General features: G+C 35.5%; 14 protein-coding genes. 4 read left to right on the forward strand and 10 right to left on the reverse strand.

What is annotated here, in order from left to right; genetic code table 11:
* Positions 1-8: 8 nt before the first annotated feature.
* Positions 9-443, forward strand: coding sequence for a hypothetical protein (locus QLS97_RS01640; protein WP_091172364.1), 435 nt, complete (start codon positions 9-11; stop codon positions 441-443).
* 201 nt (positions 444-644) lie between these two features.
* Positions 645-2612, forward strand: a complete 1968-nt coding sequence (locus QLS97_RS01645) for a transglycosylase domain-containing protein (RefSeq protein ID WP_282713948.1) — start codon at positions 645-647, stop codon at positions 2610-2612.
* Between the two features lie 51 nt (positions 2613-2663).
* On the opposite strand, the gene QLS97_RS01650 is transcribed toward QLS97_RS01645, so the two are convergent.
* The 3 genes from QLS97_RS01650 to QLS97_RS01660 all read right to left on the reverse strand — a co-directional run bounded on the left by QLS97_RS01650 (position 2664) and on the right by QLS97_RS01660 (position 5826).
* On the reverse strand, positions 2664-3701 hold the full coding sequence (locus QLS97_RS01650; RefSeq protein ID WP_282713949.1) for an aldo/keto reductase: 1038 nt from the start codon (positions 3699-3701) through the stop codon (positions 2664-2666).
* Positions 3702-3959: 258 nt separating this feature from the next.
* Positions 3960-4901 (reverse strand): OmpA/MotB family protein, encoded by a 942-nt coding sequence (locus QLS97_RS01655; protein ID WP_282713950.1) that lies wholly within the window; start codon positions 4899-4901, stop codon positions 3960-3962.
* Between the two features lie 163 nt (positions 4902-5064).
* On the reverse strand, positions 5065-5826 hold the full coding sequence (locus QLS97_RS01660; RefSeq protein WP_282713951.1) for an exodeoxyribonuclease III: 762 nt from the start codon (positions 5824-5826) through the stop codon (positions 5065-5067).
* A 203-nt stretch (positions 5827-6029) separates the two neighbouring features.
* Between QLS97_RS01660 and QLS97_RS01665 the strand changes: the two genes are divergently transcribed.
* Positions 6030-7832: a GNAT family N-acyltransferase gene (locus QLS97_RS01665; protein ID WP_282713952.1), complete on the forward strand. Its 1803-nt coding sequence runs from the start codon at positions 6030-6032 to the stop codon at positions 7830-7832.
* A 70-nt stretch (positions 7833-7902) separates the two neighbouring features.
* Here the strand turns inward: QLS97_RS01665 and QLS97_RS01670 are convergent, their stop codons facing one another.
* From QLS97_RS01670 to QLS97_RS01680, 3 genes are read right to left on the reverse strand one after another with little or no spacing between them, the layout of a single operon-like run.
* Positions 7903-8367, reverse strand: coding sequence for a DUF2752 domain-containing protein (locus QLS97_RS01670; RefSeq protein ID WP_282713953.1), 465 nt, complete (start codon positions 8365-8367; stop codon positions 7903-7905).
* On the reverse strand, positions 8342-8725 hold the full coding sequence (locus QLS97_RS01675; protein WP_131991013.1) for a DUF4234 domain-containing protein: 384 nt from the start codon (positions 8723-8725) through the stop codon (positions 8342-8344). Before QLS97_RS01675 ends, QLS97_RS01670 begins: the two co-directional genes overlap by 26 nt.
* Before the next feature lie 39 nt (positions 8726-8764).
* On the reverse strand, positions 8765-10114 hold the full coding sequence (locus QLS97_RS01680; RefSeq protein WP_428831764.1) for an NAD(P)-dependent oxidoreductase: 1350 nt from the start codon (positions 10112-10114) through the stop codon (positions 8765-8767).
* Positions 10115-10257: 143 nt separating this feature from the next.
* Here QLS97_RS01680 and nhaA point away from each other — a divergent pair, with 143 nt between their 5' ends.
* Positions 10258-11409 carry a Na+/H+ antiporter NhaA gene (gene nhaA / locus QLS97_RS01685; RefSeq protein WP_282713954.1) on the forward strand — a complete coding sequence of 384 codons (1152 nt, stop codon included), beginning with the start codon at positions 10258-10260 and terminating at the stop codon, positions 11407-11409.
* A gap of 305 nt (positions 11410-11714) precedes the next feature.
* On the opposite strand, the gene QLS97_RS01690 is transcribed toward nhaA, so the two are convergent.
* The 4 genes from QLS97_RS01690 to proC form a co-directional block, all read right to left on the reverse strand.
* Entirely contained in the window at positions 11715-12311 is a 597-nt protein-coding gene (locus QLS97_RS01690) for a hypothetical protein (protein ID WP_282713955.1), read from the reverse strand.
* Positions 12312-12353: 42 nt separating this feature from the next.
* A complete protein-coding gene (locus tag QLS97_RS01695; RefSeq protein WP_282713956.1) occupies positions 12354-12734 on the reverse strand; it encodes a Dabb family protein in 381 nt (126 codons plus the stop codon).
* Positions 12735-12835: 101 nt separating this feature from the next.
* On the reverse strand, positions 12836-13693 hold the full coding sequence (locus QLS97_RS01700) for an amidohydrolase family protein (protein WP_282713957.1): 858 nt from the start codon (positions 13691-13693) through the stop codon (positions 12836-12838).
* Positions 13694-14031: 338 nt separating this feature from the next.
* Positions 14032-14808, reverse strand: a complete 777-nt coding sequence (proC, locus tag QLS97_RS01705) for a pyrroline-5-carboxylate reductase (RefSeq protein WP_282713958.1) — start codon at positions 14806-14808, stop codon at positions 14032-14034.
* Positions 14809-14934: the final 126 nt, after the last annotated feature.

The following is a 14934-nucleotide window of genomic DNA, read 5'->3' on the forward strand; positions in this document are numbered from 1 at the left end:
TCAAAGACATGAAAAGACAAACTGGCATTTGGATAGACTCCTCAAAAGCAATAATTGTTGCTCTTGATGGTGATACAGAAAAAATTACCGAAATAGATTCTGAGGTTGAAAACAGCGTACATCATAATGACGAAGGTAATAAAGGAACTTTCTCAGGAGTTCATCATGGCAATAGCGACAAAAAATTTGACGACCGAAAAAAACAAGAGCTGGATTATTTTATAAAATCAGTGCTGTCTTATGTCAAAAAATCGGATGAACTTATTGTTTTTGGTCCGGCGCAAACCAAAACTAAACTGGAACAAAAATTAATGACGGATCATTTAATTGAACCCGGAAAACTAAAAGCCGTAGAAACAGCAGATAAAATGACCTTAAACCAGATTGTGGAAAAAGTAAGACGTTTTTATAACCCTTTTGAGTATAAAGAACCAAAACCCTAAAGCAAATTTAGCTGCTATACAATAATTTAGAAACTACAACGCTTTGCAGGTTGTAGTTTTTTTATTTAAAAAAATCATTTTCCCCAATCAAAATGCTAAAGAAAACCATAAAAATCTTTCCTTTAGTAATATTTTCCTTTTCTTTATGGCCGAGATTCCAAGCGCATTGTATTTTAGATTATATTACTCATTAAACTATTTATGAAAACCGGAAAACAAAAACTAATTCTAGCAGCAAAAATACTTTTTGTATTATTTGTCACTTTAATTATTGCTTTTTATATATTTCGAGATGCCGTTTTACAACAAACAATAGCAAAAGTTTCCAATGAAATGGAAGTGGATTACAACAGCTCTTTTACGATAAAAAAAGCTTCTTTTGACGGATTATCGGGTTTGGATCTTACCGAAATAATACTGGTTCCAAAAAACAGAGACACGCTTTTTAAAATCCAAAAACTAAAAACCAGCGTCAATTTATGGCATCTCATAACGGGAGATGTTCAACTTGGAACTTTAGAAGTCCAGAACGGTTTTGTCCAGTTAGTAAAAAAAGGAAAACTGAGGAATTTTGATGCTTTTCTAAAAAAAGACAACCAAACGGAAATAAGCGACGAGAAAAGAGATTACGCCCAGTTTGCCTACAGAATAATCTCAAAAGCACTGAATTTAGTCCCTACGGATATGATCTTGGACAATCTTTCTTTTCGACTCAATGATAACGGAAAAAAAGCAACTATCAATTTCCAAAAACTGCGATTGGTCAATAAACAACTCGAAACATCTATTCAAGTTCAAACCAATACGATTTCACAACGATGGAGAATCAAAGGATTTGCCGATCCAAGAAATAAAAAAGCGGATATTCGTTTCGTCAATATTGATACTGGCGCAATCAAAATGCCGTATTTAGACGAACGTTTCAACCTGAAATCGAGTTTTGACTCTATTAGATTGAACATTCAAAACATTGATAAAGACGGTGACGAATTGCATATTGATGGCTTTATGGCTATTGCCAATTTAAAACTCAACCATCCGAAAATTGCCAGTAAAGATGTTATTCTTAAAAATGCCAAATTTGATTACCGATTCTTACTAGGCTCTGATTTTATTTCTATTGACAGCACCTCCACGGTTCAGTTGAATAAAATAAAATTTCATCCTTCCGTGGCTTACGAAACGGAGAAAGATACGATTTACAAACTCAAAGTTACTATCCCAAAAATGAAAGCGCAGGACTTTATCTCCTCGCTACCTGACGGTTTATTCACCCACTTTCAAGGAATGGAAGCAAGCGGTACTTTTGATTACAAATTGGATTTTGCGTTCAACCAAAACAAACCCAATCAGCTGGTTTTTGACAGTAAATTGAAAAAAGAAAATCTAAAAATCACAAAATACGGCGAAGCCAATCTCAACAAACTCAATGGCGAATTTGTATATCGAGCCCTTATAAAAAATGTGTTGCAGCGACCGGTTTTAGTTGGCGTAGCCAATCCAAATTATACGCCTTTAGACCAAATTTCACCGTATTTAAGAAAGTCGGTTTTAACAACTGAGGATCCTTCTTTCTTTTCGCATCGGGGTTTTATCAGCGAAGCATTCAAACAATCCATAGTCAAAAACATAAGAACCAAAAAATTCTCCCGCGGTGCCAGTACCATCAGCATGCAACTAGTAAAAAATGCTTTTCTGAGTCGGGAGAAAACAGCATCTCGAAAACTGGAAGAAATTTTATTGGTTTATATTCTGGAAAATAACCGGATTGTGAGCAAAGAACGCATGCTCGAAGTATATTTTAATATTATCGAATGGGGTCCAAATGTATATGGAATTGGCGAAGCAAGTCAGTTTTACTTCCAAAAAACACCTTCGGAATTATCGCTGAACGAATGCTTGTATCTCGCCCGAATTATTCCAAGTCCCAAGAAATTCATGTACCAGTTCAACGATCAAGGGATGTTGAAAGATTTTGCTGTAAAACAAGAATCTTTTCTAACGAATATTATGTTTCGAAGAGGGCTTTTGACTCCTGAAGACACTATTTACAAGTCCTTACCAATATTGATTTCAGGACCTGCAAAATCTTTTATCAAATTCAAAGTGCAAGATTCAACACAAATAAAAGTGGATTCCTTAGCCGTTGATGATGAATTTGATCTTTAATTCTTAAAAATAACCCTATCAGAGTTTAGAACTCTGACAAGGTTTCTTAATTTACGGTGCCGGATCTGGAATCACGGCCTGAACTTCATCAATCGCTTTTAGAATTTCATCCGAAAGTGACACTTGAATCGTATTAATATTTTCTTTTAATTGTTCCAATGTTGTCGCGCCAATAATCGTGCTCGTTACAAAAGGCTGCTGTTCTATAAATGCCAAAGACAATTCCGTTAAAGTCAGTCCGTTTTTCTTGGCGATTTCCTGATACAATCGAGTGGCTTCGGTACATTGTGCGCTGTTGTATCTGGAATACTGCGGAAACAACTTGACTCTGGCATTTGGATGATCTTCACCAGTAAGGAATTTACCGGATAAAACCCCAAAAGCCATCGGTGAATAGGCCAATAAACCAACATTTTCTCTTAGGCAAATTTCAGCAGAACCATTTTCAAAAAGTCGGTTCAATAACGAATACGGATTTTGAATCGTTTTTACTCTTGGCAGATTGTTGTATTTACTTTCCTCCAGAAAACGCATGATTCCCCAAGGGTTTTCATTAGAAAGTCCGATGTGGTTTATTTTTCCTTCTTTGACAAAACCATCTAATGTTTCCAATACATTGTGAATATTATCTTCCCAAGCATCATCCTGCACTTTGAAACCGCGTTGTCCAAAATAGTTGGTTTTGCGTTCCGGCCAATGCAATTGGTACACATCTATATAATCTGTTTGTAAGCGTTGCAAACTTTGATCCAATGCAAACTTGATACTGGCTGGTGAGAAATCTAATTTCTCTCTCATATAACCAAAATTAGGATTGGGTCCGGCAATTTTGGATGCCAAAACTATTTCTTCTCTTTTGCCTGTTTTTTTAAACCAGGTTCCAAGGATTTTCTCTGTACTTCCGTAGGTTTCCTGACGCGATGGAACCGAATACATCTCAGCAGTATCAAAAAAATTGATTCCTTTTTCTAAGGCATAATCCATTTGGGCGTGACCATCAGCTTCTGTGTTTTGTTGTCCAAAAGTCATGGTTCCAAGGCAAATTTTGCTGACTTTCACATCAGTATTGGGTAAAGTAGTATATTTCATTTTTAAGGAAATTTTATTTTATTTTCGAAAACAAAGATAAAATTAGTTTGTTGTTTAGATTGACAGTTAACAGAAAATTGAGAAACGTTTATTTAAGATTAAAGCTGATATTTAAAAAAATAAAACCGCTAATTCGCAAATTAAAAACCTTCAATCGAAAGATGAAATTTGAGAATTTGCGGTTGAGAATTTATTCTTACCAAAAAAGGTCCAAAGCATAAACTCTGAACCTTTCTATCTTTGAAACTTTACTCTTTTTTAATTTATCTCGTTCAACATTTTAGAAATTTCGTCTAATCTCGGTGTAAGAATAATTTCGATTCTACGATTTTTCGCTTTTCCTTCGGCGGTTGAATTGCTTGCTAAAGGCGAAAACTCTCCTCTTCCGGCGGCCGTTAAATTTTGTTTGCTGATTTTTTTGTTCTCGCTCAAAATAGCAACAATTGCTGTCGCTCTTTTGGTCGATAAATCCCAGTTATCCGCAATTGGTCCTGAAGCTGTGAACGCATCATCATCCGTATGACCTTCAATAAGAACTGATATATCCGGGTTGTCACCCAAAACTTTACCAACTTCAATTACTGCCTTTTTCCCTTCGGAGCCTACAGCCCAACTTCCCGAATTGAAAAGTAGTTTGTTCTCCATAGAAACGTACACTTTTCCGTTTTTTTGTTCCACTGTCAACCCTTTTCCTTCAAAACTGTTCAAGGCTTTAGATAAGGTTTCTTTTAGTTTTTTCATGCTGGCTTCTTTGGCAGCAATCAAATCTTCTAATTCTTGCAAACGTTGTGCGCTTTTGCTCAATCGCTCTTGTTCTAATGCCAATGCTTTTCCTTTCTCGTCTAATTGATCCAGCAAATCACGGTTTTTCTTCATGTTGCTTTGTAAAGCGTCGCTGCTATTTTTTTCTAAAGCGGCGTAGGAATCCTGCAAGACTTTAAATTTATTTTGAGCCGCTGCGTAATCTGCTTTCAATTTATCCAGCTCCGCTTTGGATTTGCTCAAATCTGATGTTAAACCGTCGCGATCTAATTCTAATTGGTTTTTAGCTTTTAGCAAATCGGTATTTTCATCTGCTAAATTTCTGTTTTCTTTTTTTAAATCGGTGAATTTACTTTCTAAGTCGTTGTATATTTTCTTAGATACACAGGAGGTTGAAAGCGCCAATACTAATAATCCGATGGAAACTCTTTTAATCATTTTGATGGTATTTATGTTGTTTCTATTGTTCTTTTGAAAGCAAAAATTCAAATTGCATTCGAATGCCCTAGCCCCGATAAAAGTGAAAATCCTTGTTGTTTTTTCTTTAAAAACAACAAGATTGCAATCTCGTCTTTAGGACGAGACGGGAAATTGCTCCAGATTATTCGATTTCTACCAAAATTGGGCAATGATCCGAATGCACCGCATCTGATAAAATAACGGCTCTTTTTAATTTATGTTTTAAAGAATCGCTGACTAAATTATAATCGATGCGCCAACCCTTGTTGTTTCCTCTGGCTCCGGCGCGGTAACTCCACCATGAATATTGGTGCGGCTCACTGTTGAAATGGCGAAAACTATCGACAAATCCGGACTTCATAAATCCATCGAGCCAAGTTCTTTCTTGGGGTAAAAACCCGGATACATTTTTGTTTCTGATAGGATCATGAATGTCGATTGCCTCGTGGCAAATGTTGTAATCCCCGCAGATAATTAGGTTTGGCGTTTCTTTTTTGAGTTCGTTGATGTACGTTTGAAAATCATCCATAAACATGAATTTATGATCCAATCGATCGATATTTGTCCCCGATGGCAGGTACAAACTCATCACAGAAAACCCATCAAAATCAGCGCGAAGGTTTCTTCCTTCGAAATCCATGTGGTGAATTCCGGTTCCATGAACCACATTATTGGGTTTAATTTTTGAAAGTATAGCCACGCCGCTATAGCCTTTTTTGGTTGCTGAATAGTAATATTGGTACGGATAGCCCGCTTTTGCTATATCTTCGACTGGGATTTGGTCTTCGGTTGCCTTAATTTCCTGAAGGCAAATAATATCCGGATTTGCGTGTTGCAACCAGTCAATAAATCCTTTTGAAATGGCTGCTCTGATTCCGTTTACGTTGTATGAAATAATTCTCATTAAAGTGTTTTTTGAATTTCTTCCGAAAAATTATTTTTTGCCTGCGGTTGTCAGGAACCCACTTTTTTATTTTCTCGGAAAAAATTATATTGTTTGAATGTGGATTTCAAATGTAACAAAAAAGTAGAAGTTTGATTCAGAAAAATAGAGAAAATGGAGTTTTTTGCTATCTTTGTTTCTTGCTCTAAAAAAACAAAAAATACATGGGTTTAGTAACCGCGAAAGAAGTTGCAAAAGCAATAAATGCAGACAAGTACGGAGTTCTGGGGACTTTTTCTGGCTGGATGCTGATGAAGGTGCTAAAAATATCAACCTTAAACAAAGTGTACGACAGAAATAAACATTTAAAAGACGTTGCGTTTTTAAATGGAATATTAGATGATTTACAAATAAAATTTGAAATTCCGGAAGAGGATTTAAAACGATTGCCAAAAGAAGGCGCTTATATCACCATTTCAAATCATCCGCTAGGAGGAATTGATGGTGTTTTATTGTTGAAATTAATGCTCGAAAGAGAACCAAATTTTAAAATTATTGCCAATTTTCTTTTGCATCGCATTGAGCCTCTCAAGAAATACATTATGCCGGTGAATCCTTTTGAAAACCATAGGGATGCCAAATCAAGCGTGGTGGGAATTAAAGAAACCCTGCGTCATTTAAGCGACGGAAAACCATTAGGAATGTTTCCAGCTGGAGAAGTTTCTACGTACAAAGACGGAAAATTAATGGTAGACAAACCGTGGGAAGAAGGCGCTATCAAAGTAATTAGAAAAGCACAAGTACCTGTTGTTCCTATTTATTTTCACGCAAAAAACAGTCGATTATTTTATTTGCTTTCTAAAATAAGCAGCACTTTTAGAACAGCAAAACTGCCTTCGGAAGTGTTTAGCCAGAAACATCGCGTGATTAAAGTGCGTATCGGTAAACCAATTTCCGTAAGCGAACAAAACGAACATGCTACGATTGAGGAATATTCGGAATTTTTGAGAAAGAAAACCTATATGTTAGCGAATCCTTTCGAAAAAGAAAGCAACTTTTTGCCGACACCCACTTTAAAAATTCCTAAAAGTCCAAAGAAAATTGTTACAGCCGCAAGTCAGGACAAAATGATCAAGGAAGTTGATGCGTTACGCAGCACAGATTGCCGACTTTTACAAAGTAAAAATTACGAAGTTTTCTTTGCAAGAGCATCTAAGATTCCTAACATCTTGCACGAAATTGGCCGTCTTCGAGAAATCACTTTCAGGGAAGTGGGCGAAGGGACAAACGAACCTATTGATTTAGACAAACACGACCAATATTATCATCATCTTTTTTTATGGGATGCTGATGCCAATAAAATTGCGGGTGCGTACCGAATGGGATTGGGTTCAGAAATTTATCCGAAGTATGGAATAAATGGTTTCTACCTCAACGACTTATTCCGATTTGAACCTGAATTATATGATATGATGCACAAATCCATAGAAATGGGTCGTGCCTTCATCATTAAAGAATACCAACAGAAACCAATGCCTCTTTTCCTGCTTTGGAAAGGGATTATGCACACAACATTGCGTTACCCGGAACATAAATTTTTACTGGGTGGCGTGAGTATCAGCAATCAATTTTCAGATTTTTCGAAATCACTGATGATTGAATTCATGAAGTCCAATTATTATGATCCGTATATTGCGCAGTATATTCACCCGAAGAAAGCGTATAAAGTAAAACTAAAAGATGCCGACAAAGATTTCATTTTTAACGAAACCGAATCGGATTTGAATAAGTTTGATAAAATTATTGACGAATTGGAACCCGGAAGTTTGCGTTTGCCGGTTTTGATTAAAAAATACATCAAACAAAACGCAAAAGTAGTAGCCTTTAATGTAGATCCATTGTTTAACAATGCTGTCGATGGATTGATGTACATCAGAATTGCAGATATTCCGGAAAGCACCATGAAGCCCGTAATGGAAGAGTTTCAGGCTGAACTGGAACGAAAATTAAATGACAAAGACGATTAATAAAAAGTTGAAACATATAAAAAATCCCGTCTCGTCTTTTTAGGACGAGACGGGATTTTTTATGTTTAGTTTATCTCCAGATAGATTCTTTCAAAATGGAATCTAAAGAATTGTTTTTTATAAAGAAAATAAGTCTTACGATGTGATATCCAACAAGGAAAAAACCCAAACCATATGCCAGTCTTTTATTATACATAACAGTATTAAAATACTCCTTTTTAGTAATCAATTCCATGGTCAATACAAAAATACTGACAACACTAAACACAATTACAAAAGGACCCAATATATGATAGCTAACGCTCTTGTAAAAATCTCCCTGATAAAAATAAACCAATGATTTTGTAATCCCACAACCTGGACATGGAAAGCCAGTAATCATTTTAAAAGGACACAAAGACTGATCCGTCTCAAGATGATTATCTCCATTGAAAAACATTAAAAAAAACGGAATCATAAGCGTTAGAACTGCGCCTATAATTCCGTAAATTTTACGTTTATCTTTAGTATTAATTGTATAATTTATTGATGTCATTTTGAACTATCATTGCAGCAATCATTGGAAAGAAAAGCCCTAAAATAAGTAACAAAACTGTATCGTCTTTTTGGGCTGAACCAGATCTATGATATACATCCGGAAGTCCGTCTCTACCTGCTAAATAAAAGAAATAAATATTTACAGGATAGCAACAACCTGCAAATATGGCAATTGGTTGTGAGATAACTTCTCGCTCAGAAACTGCATTAAAAACTTCTGCAACTTTAATGTTCCAATAGATTAAATACAATCCACAGGTTAAAAACCCAAAAATTAATACTAATACTGGATCTACTTTAAATACTGGAATAGGTTTCCTTGGAGTATTCCAAGTTTCTTGTACGATTTCTTCCATTTTGGTTTGGTTAAATTTAAGTTAGTAAATATTAAAAATTTATTGAAATGCTTTATCGATTGGTTCCCAAAGTTCTATCTTATTCCCTTCAACATCCAGAATCCATCCAAATTTTCCATACTCATAAGTCTCCATATCACCCACAATTGTTACACCTTCATCCGATAATTTTTCTAATAATTTTTCTAAATCATCCACTCTGAAGTTTTGCATGAACTGTTTCTCGCTTGGTGCAAAATAAGCAGTGTCATCTGCAAATGGCGACCATTGAGTAGAACAATCATTTCCATCTTTGTCTTTCCACCAAAAAGTGGAACCATATTGATCCGTTTTTAAACCCAGGTGTTTGCCGTACCAAGCTACCAATTCTTTTGGATTTTTTGATTTAAAAAAGAAACCGCCAATTCCCGTAACGCGTTTTTCCAGCTCGGTATCTTTGGCTTGACCAAAATACTTTGCTTTTATCTTATCAACGATTACTTGCGCTAATCGTTCATGGCTTTCGAATGTCCAACCAGCAATATGTGGACTCAGAATCACATTCTTAGCTTTCAACAAATATTGAAAAGCTTCAGGAGTATTTTTATCGTGAAAAAGTGTTTCGAATGACAACTTCTCGTATTCCAAAACATCTAAACCAGCTCCGAGAATTTTACCGGATTGCATAGCGGCAACCAAATCGGCAGTGACAATATTCTTGCCACGAGAGGTATTTATAATCCAAAAAGGTTTGGTGAATCCATTGATAAAATCACTGTCAACCATTTTATCCGTTTCGGGAGTCCACGGAATATGCAGGCTTACTACATCTACTTTTTGCTGGAATTCTGCTAATGAAACCTGCTTTGCATTGACATCGCCTACATTTACCTGAATATCATAACAAAGGACTTCAACATCAAAACCACGGAGTTTCTTAGCAAATGATTTTCCCATGTTTCCGTAACCTATAATCCCAACTATTTTTCCGTCGAGTTCATGACCGCGGTTGCTTTCACGGTTCCAATGTCCGGAGCGTATCTCACTATCTGCTTCATTCAATTTATTAAAAAGGGATAAAATCATTCCCAATGTATGTTCGGCAACAGCATTTCGATTTCCTTCCGGAGCAGCGATAAGCGTAATGTTTTTGGATGCTGCATAGTCGCAATCGATACTTTCTAATCCGGCTCCAACGCGCGCAATGAATTGTAAATTAGTGGCTTTGTCCAAAAATGTTTTGTCAATCTTGAAACGGCTTCGGATAACAATACCCTGATACTCTTGAATTTTGGCTTCAATTTCCTCTTTTGACGAGGTGAAATCGCTGTGATTTATAAATCCAGAATGCTGCAATTGATCCCAAAGTAAGGAATTATTGCTATCGATATGAAGGATTTTGATGTCCATAAAATGTACTTTTTTAATACTTCAAATTAACAAAAAAATTACGGTTTATTGTTTTATCAAAGAAAATTAGCTCATAAAATCGTAAATTAGCATTCTCAATTTTTATTATAAATCGTATGCTTATAATAAATGAAAACCGAAAAATGAAATTAACGAAAACATTCAACGCTTTTTTCGAAAGCGAAAAAGCCGGTGGACTCTTATTACTTTTTGTAACAATACTCTCTCTTTTATTAGCCAATTCTCCCGTTCAAACCGAATATATTGCATTTTGGGAAACCAATATTGGCAGCCATTCCATAACACATTGGATCAATGACGGTTTAATGGCTATCTTTTTTCTACTCATTGGTTTAGAATTAGAACGTGAAATGTATCAAGGAGAACTATCCAGTATAAAAAATGCGGCTTTACCTATTTTTGGAGCCTTGGGCGGAATGGTTGTTCCTGCCGGAATCTTTTTACTGTTTAATTTTGGAACTATCACACAAAATGGAGCCGGAATCCCTATGGCGACAGATATTGCTTTTGCTATTGGAATCCTGTCACTTTTAGGAAATCGTGTTCCTACATCTTTGAAAGTATTCCTGACTGCGCTTGCCGTAATCGATGATTTAGGCGCTATTATGGTAATTGCCATATTTTACACGGACACTATTGCTTATCTAAATTTATTTATCGCTTTTGCTATTATGGGTGGTTTGTTTATCCTGAACCGAAGAAAAGTACACAGTCTTATTCCTTATTTGATTGGTGGAGCAGCGATGTGGTATTTCATGCTAAATTCAGGAGTGCATGCGACAATAACCGGAGTATTATTAGCCTTTGTAATTCCTTTTGGAAATGGAGGCAAAAAAACATCTTCGTACCGATTACAGCATTTTTTACACAAACCAGTGGCGTTTTTTATTCTTCCTTTGTTTGCCATAGCAAATACGTGCATTGCCATAAATTCAGATTGGCATGAGGGATTGAATCATCCCAACACAATTGGAATTATGCTAGGGCTTGTTGTGGGAAAACCATTGGGAATCTGGTTGTTTTCACTACTGGCGGTTAGTTTAGGAATTTGTACGCTGCCAAGAGATCTAAAATGGAGCAGTATTCTAGGCGCAGGAATGCTGGGCGGAATAGGTTTTACAATGTCTATTTTTATTACACTCCTTGCGTTTAAAAATGATGGTGAAGAAGTAATCACGTATTCCAAAATTGCGATTCTAATTGCTTCATTCATTGCCGGAACCATTGGTTTCTTATGGTTAAAATTTAATTTGAAACCTGCTAAAGTAAAATAAGCACAACCTAATTAAATAAATTAAAATCAATCTAACCTTTTTAGTTTTGTAATTTTTTACTTATTTTTGAAAATGGAAAAAACAATTAACGATTTTAGCTTTGGTCTACTTTTATGGCAACTATTTACAGTGTTTTTTTTAGTTGTAATTCTCTATTTTGCAATTAAACTGTATAAAAAAATTATCAAATATTTAGAAAAAAATTCTTAATCATACAATATAAAATCAAAAAAGGCTGTCCAAAAACAGCCTTTTTATTTGTATATCGGTAACATAATCTAAATCTCTGATCGCTTTCTATTTTCCTAAAAGGTATATCCTATTCCTATATGCAAATAAGGAATGTATTGATTTCTATTATACGCTCCATCTACATTCTGCACATTACCATTAACTGAATTCTCTTTCAAATACACCACACGATACCCAAACCCTAAAGCAGTCTCATAAGTGAAATGATTTCCTATTTGGCGTTTTAAACCCCAAGTGGGAACAATAGCTAAATCAGCCGTTTTGGTTACGTTATCCGCTAAATTAATTACAAACCAGTCTGGGTGATAACTTGTTCTGATTGAAACATAATTGCCGCTATTATTGACTGTTTTTTTACCTTTTGCATTCCTTTTTTCCAGATTGTAATAATATCTTGGTTCTACTGTTAGTACCGGTTGCAAAATAAAACCGGCGCCATCGTAATGATCTCCAACCGTAAAATCGTTCTCAAGACCAATTTCACTTCGTAATGCGATGCTACTTGACAATTTGCTTTCATTGTTAAACCAAATTCCGGTGTGTACTCCAAATCCGGTTTGTATTCCAAAAATTGATTTTTCAACGGGTACTTCTTGAGCATTTGCATTTAGATTGAATGCTAAAATCAGGACTATTATTACTTTTTTCATTTAGTCTGTACTTGTTCTTTAATCTTTTAACTCGATTTCTGTTTACTTATTAGTCCAATAATCAACTACGGTAACTTTATCTGGTGCCGGACTCAAAACAGCCACAAAAGCTTTGTGATCCGGATGAATCAAATACGCATCTCTATCAGCTTCACTGTTGAAAGTCAAGACAAAACAATGTGTCAAACCATTATTCAAGTTTTCAGGACTGTTATTAATTCCCCATTCATACGCTTTGATCAATTTGATTTTATGCTCCAAGTTCCCAAAAGCAGTTACCACTTTGTCAATTGCTACTGCATCTGTACCGGGTTTCCAACCAAACATAACAACATGTCTGAGCACTTGTTTTTGTTTATTTTGTTGTGCACTTACGGTATAGCTTGAAATTAGAATAAGTGTTAAAATCAGTAGTTTTTTCATAATAATTTTTTTTCAAATATAGGATTTATTTGAATGTTTTATACTAAAATGAAATATCGATATTTACGAAGTTTAGGTAAAAAATTTACGAAGCAAGTTTTTTAATTTTTTGGGGGCATTTTAAAAAATTGTTCTGCATTTTTATAAAATATTTTTTCTTTTTGTTCCGAAGATAAAAAATCAAGTTTATTTACAGACTCTATCATTTGTTTAATATTTCCATTATCGGATCCAAACATTAATCTGTTCTCCAAACCTGCATCTATTAATCTTTTCATTGTGGTGTAAAAATCTTTGTAAGGAATATTGTCTGGATTTGCAATAACAGAAATATCTGTGTATACATTCCAATAAACGCTCATAATACCAACCGTTTCCTCGATAAAAGGATAGCCGGAATGCATTATCCAAATTTTTAATTTTGGGAATTTCAGTATTAAATCTTCCATTAAGATTGGACTACCTAAACCAACTCTAAAATTTGGAAATCCATGATTTGGACCTGCTAAACCTGTATGAATGCCAACCGGTAGATTGTATTTTTCTGCTAACGCATAGTAAGGGTATAACAATTTATCCGATGGTGAAATCCCATAATACTGGCTTAATACCTCTCCAATAAAATCAATTTTACCATTATTAATTTGCTGTTCTACCCATTTAATATCAGGTAATTCCTTTCCGTTTGCAAAGCAAAGCTGGTTGCTATATGGCACTTTCCCATTTGGACATGGCAACATTAACCCATGTAATAATTCAATTTTGAATTTATTTCGATATGTATTTTGCAAATCCCATGAAGAACTGATTGCAGCTTTGTAAACACCTGAAGTTTCTAATTGTTGCATTTGAATATCAGGATTTGTCTCTCCGTGGATATGTGTGTCAAACACTTTTTGAGAGTAACCATTATAAAATCCAAAAAGAAATATGATGAGAATTAGTATTAATTTTTTCATGTGATTTCATTTTACTTTCGGTTTCACAATATTGTATTTTGGTTCGTATGCGCATTGCAGGCAACTGTAAATATACGCATGTTTTAAAAATACAGCAACACTAAAGACTTGACAATAAATTATTTACAAATACATACAATAAAAATGAATTTACAAACAAAGCTATCGCGAATGATTGCTGATGTAGAAAACTGAATACAATATCAATCGGGTTCGCGTGAAGGATAGCAGCTAGCTACCGAAGTAGCGCGAATAGCCAGACCTCATTACAAAAAAGGGTCCTCTCAACGTTACGCTGAGAAGACCCTTTTTGTAATGAGGGCACGCCCAAATGACGTTTATCCCTTGATTTGTTTCAATGAAGTTTTGATTCCTCGTATCAAAGACGAACTGAATCCATGCATTTCCATTTCGTTCAATCCGGCTATGGTACAACCTTGTGGTGTGGTGACACGGTCAATTAATTGTTCCGGGTGTACTTTTTCTTCCAACAGCATTTCGGCAGCTCCTTTTACAGTTTGTGCTGAAATGGCTAATGCGGTCTGCCAGTCAAATCCTATTTCGATTCCGGCTTGCATCGATGCGCGAATGTATCGCAACGCAAAAGCAGTTCCGCTAGCCGCAAGAACGGTTGCTGCATCCATTAATTTTTCGTCAATAATAGGAGCGGTTCCCAAACTCTGAAAAAGAGAAACTACATCTTGTGCTTTCTCTTTGTCTTTTTCGTGGAACGCAATACAGGTTGCTGATGCGCCAAACTGTGCCGCAATATTAGGCATGATTCGGATGGCACTATTAGCAGCACCGATTTTGTTTTGTAAATTTTCTATGGACAATCCACTCACTGCCGAAGCGATAATTTTATTTGAAATTACCGGAAGGATTTCGGCTAAAACGGTATCTACTTGGTACGGTTTTATGGTCAAGATAATGACATCGGCTTCCTGAATCTGATGGATGTTATTAGTGGAAACCTTAGCGCCCAATTTTTCAAGATAAAGAATGCTTGATGTGTTTCTTCTAGTTACGGTAACTTGATTTTCTGGTGAAAATTTTGATAGTCCTAATGCGATAGAAACACCTAAGTTTCCGCCGCCAATGATGTGTACTTTCATGCTGGTTGTGGTTTTTCCTCTCCCCAACCCTCTCCAAAGGAAAGGGAGCCAATATGGGAAAGTGTTAGTTTTGATTATTTTTTTAGATTCTGTATAAAATATTTGAATCCAATTTATTTTAAATTA

The sequence above is a fragment of the Flavobacterium yafengii genome (genome assembly GCF_030010375.1).
Lineage (GTDB): Bacteria > Bacteroidota > Bacteroidia > Flavobacteriales > Flavobacteriaceae > Flavobacterium > Flavobacterium yafengii.

Coding starts and splice junctions, on each gene's coding strand:
- QLS97_RS01640 (WP_091172364.1), top strand. CDS start 9: ATGAAAAGACAAACTGGCATTTGGATAGACTCCTCAAAAGCAATAATT.
- QLS97_RS01645 (WP_282713948.1), top strand. CDS start 645: ATGAAAACCGGAAAACAAAAACTAATTCTAGCAGCAAAAATACTTTTT.
- QLS97_RS01650 (WP_282713949.1), bottom strand. CDS start 3,701: ATGAAATATACTACTTTACCCAATACTGATGTGAAAGTCAGCAAAATT.
- QLS97_RS01655 (WP_282713950.1), bottom strand. CDS start 4,901: ATGATTAAAAGAGTTTCCATCGGATTATTAGTATTGGCGCTTTCAACC.
- QLS97_RS01660 (WP_282713951.1), bottom strand. CDS start 5,826: ATGAGAATTATTTCATACAACGTAAACGGAATCAGAGCAGCCATTTCA.
- QLS97_RS01665 (WP_282713952.1), top strand. CDS start 6,030: ATGGGTTTAGTAACCGCGAAAGAAGTTGCAAAAGCAATAAATGCAGAC.
- QLS97_RS01670 (WP_282713953.1), bottom strand. CDS start 8,367: ATGACATCAATAAATTATACAATTAATACTAAAGATAAACGTAAAATT.
- QLS97_RS01675 (WP_131991013.1), bottom strand. CDS start 8,725: ATGGAAGAAATCGTACAAGAAACTTGGAATACTCCAAGGAAACCTATT.
- QLS97_RS01680 (WP_428831764.1), bottom strand. CDS start 10,114: ATGGACATCAAAATCCTTCATATCGATAGCAATAATTCCTTACTTTGG.
- nhaA (WP_282713954.1), top strand. CDS start 10,258: ATGAAATTAACGAAAACATTCAACGCTTTTTTCGAAAGCGAAAAAGCC.
- QLS97_RS01690 (WP_282713955.1), bottom strand. CDS start 12,311: ATGAAAAAAGTAATAATAGTCCTGATTTTAGCATTCAATCTAAATGCA.
- QLS97_RS01695 (WP_282713956.1), bottom strand. CDS start 12,734: ATGAAAAAACTACTGATTTTAACACTTATTCTAATTTCAAGCTATACC.
- QLS97_RS01700 (WP_282713957.1), bottom strand. CDS start 13,693: ATGAAAAAATTAATACTAATTCTCATCATATTTCTTTTTGGATTTTAT.
- proC (WP_282713958.1), bottom strand. CDS start 14,808: ATGAAAGTACACATCATTGGCGGCGGAAACTTAGGTGTTTCTATCGCA.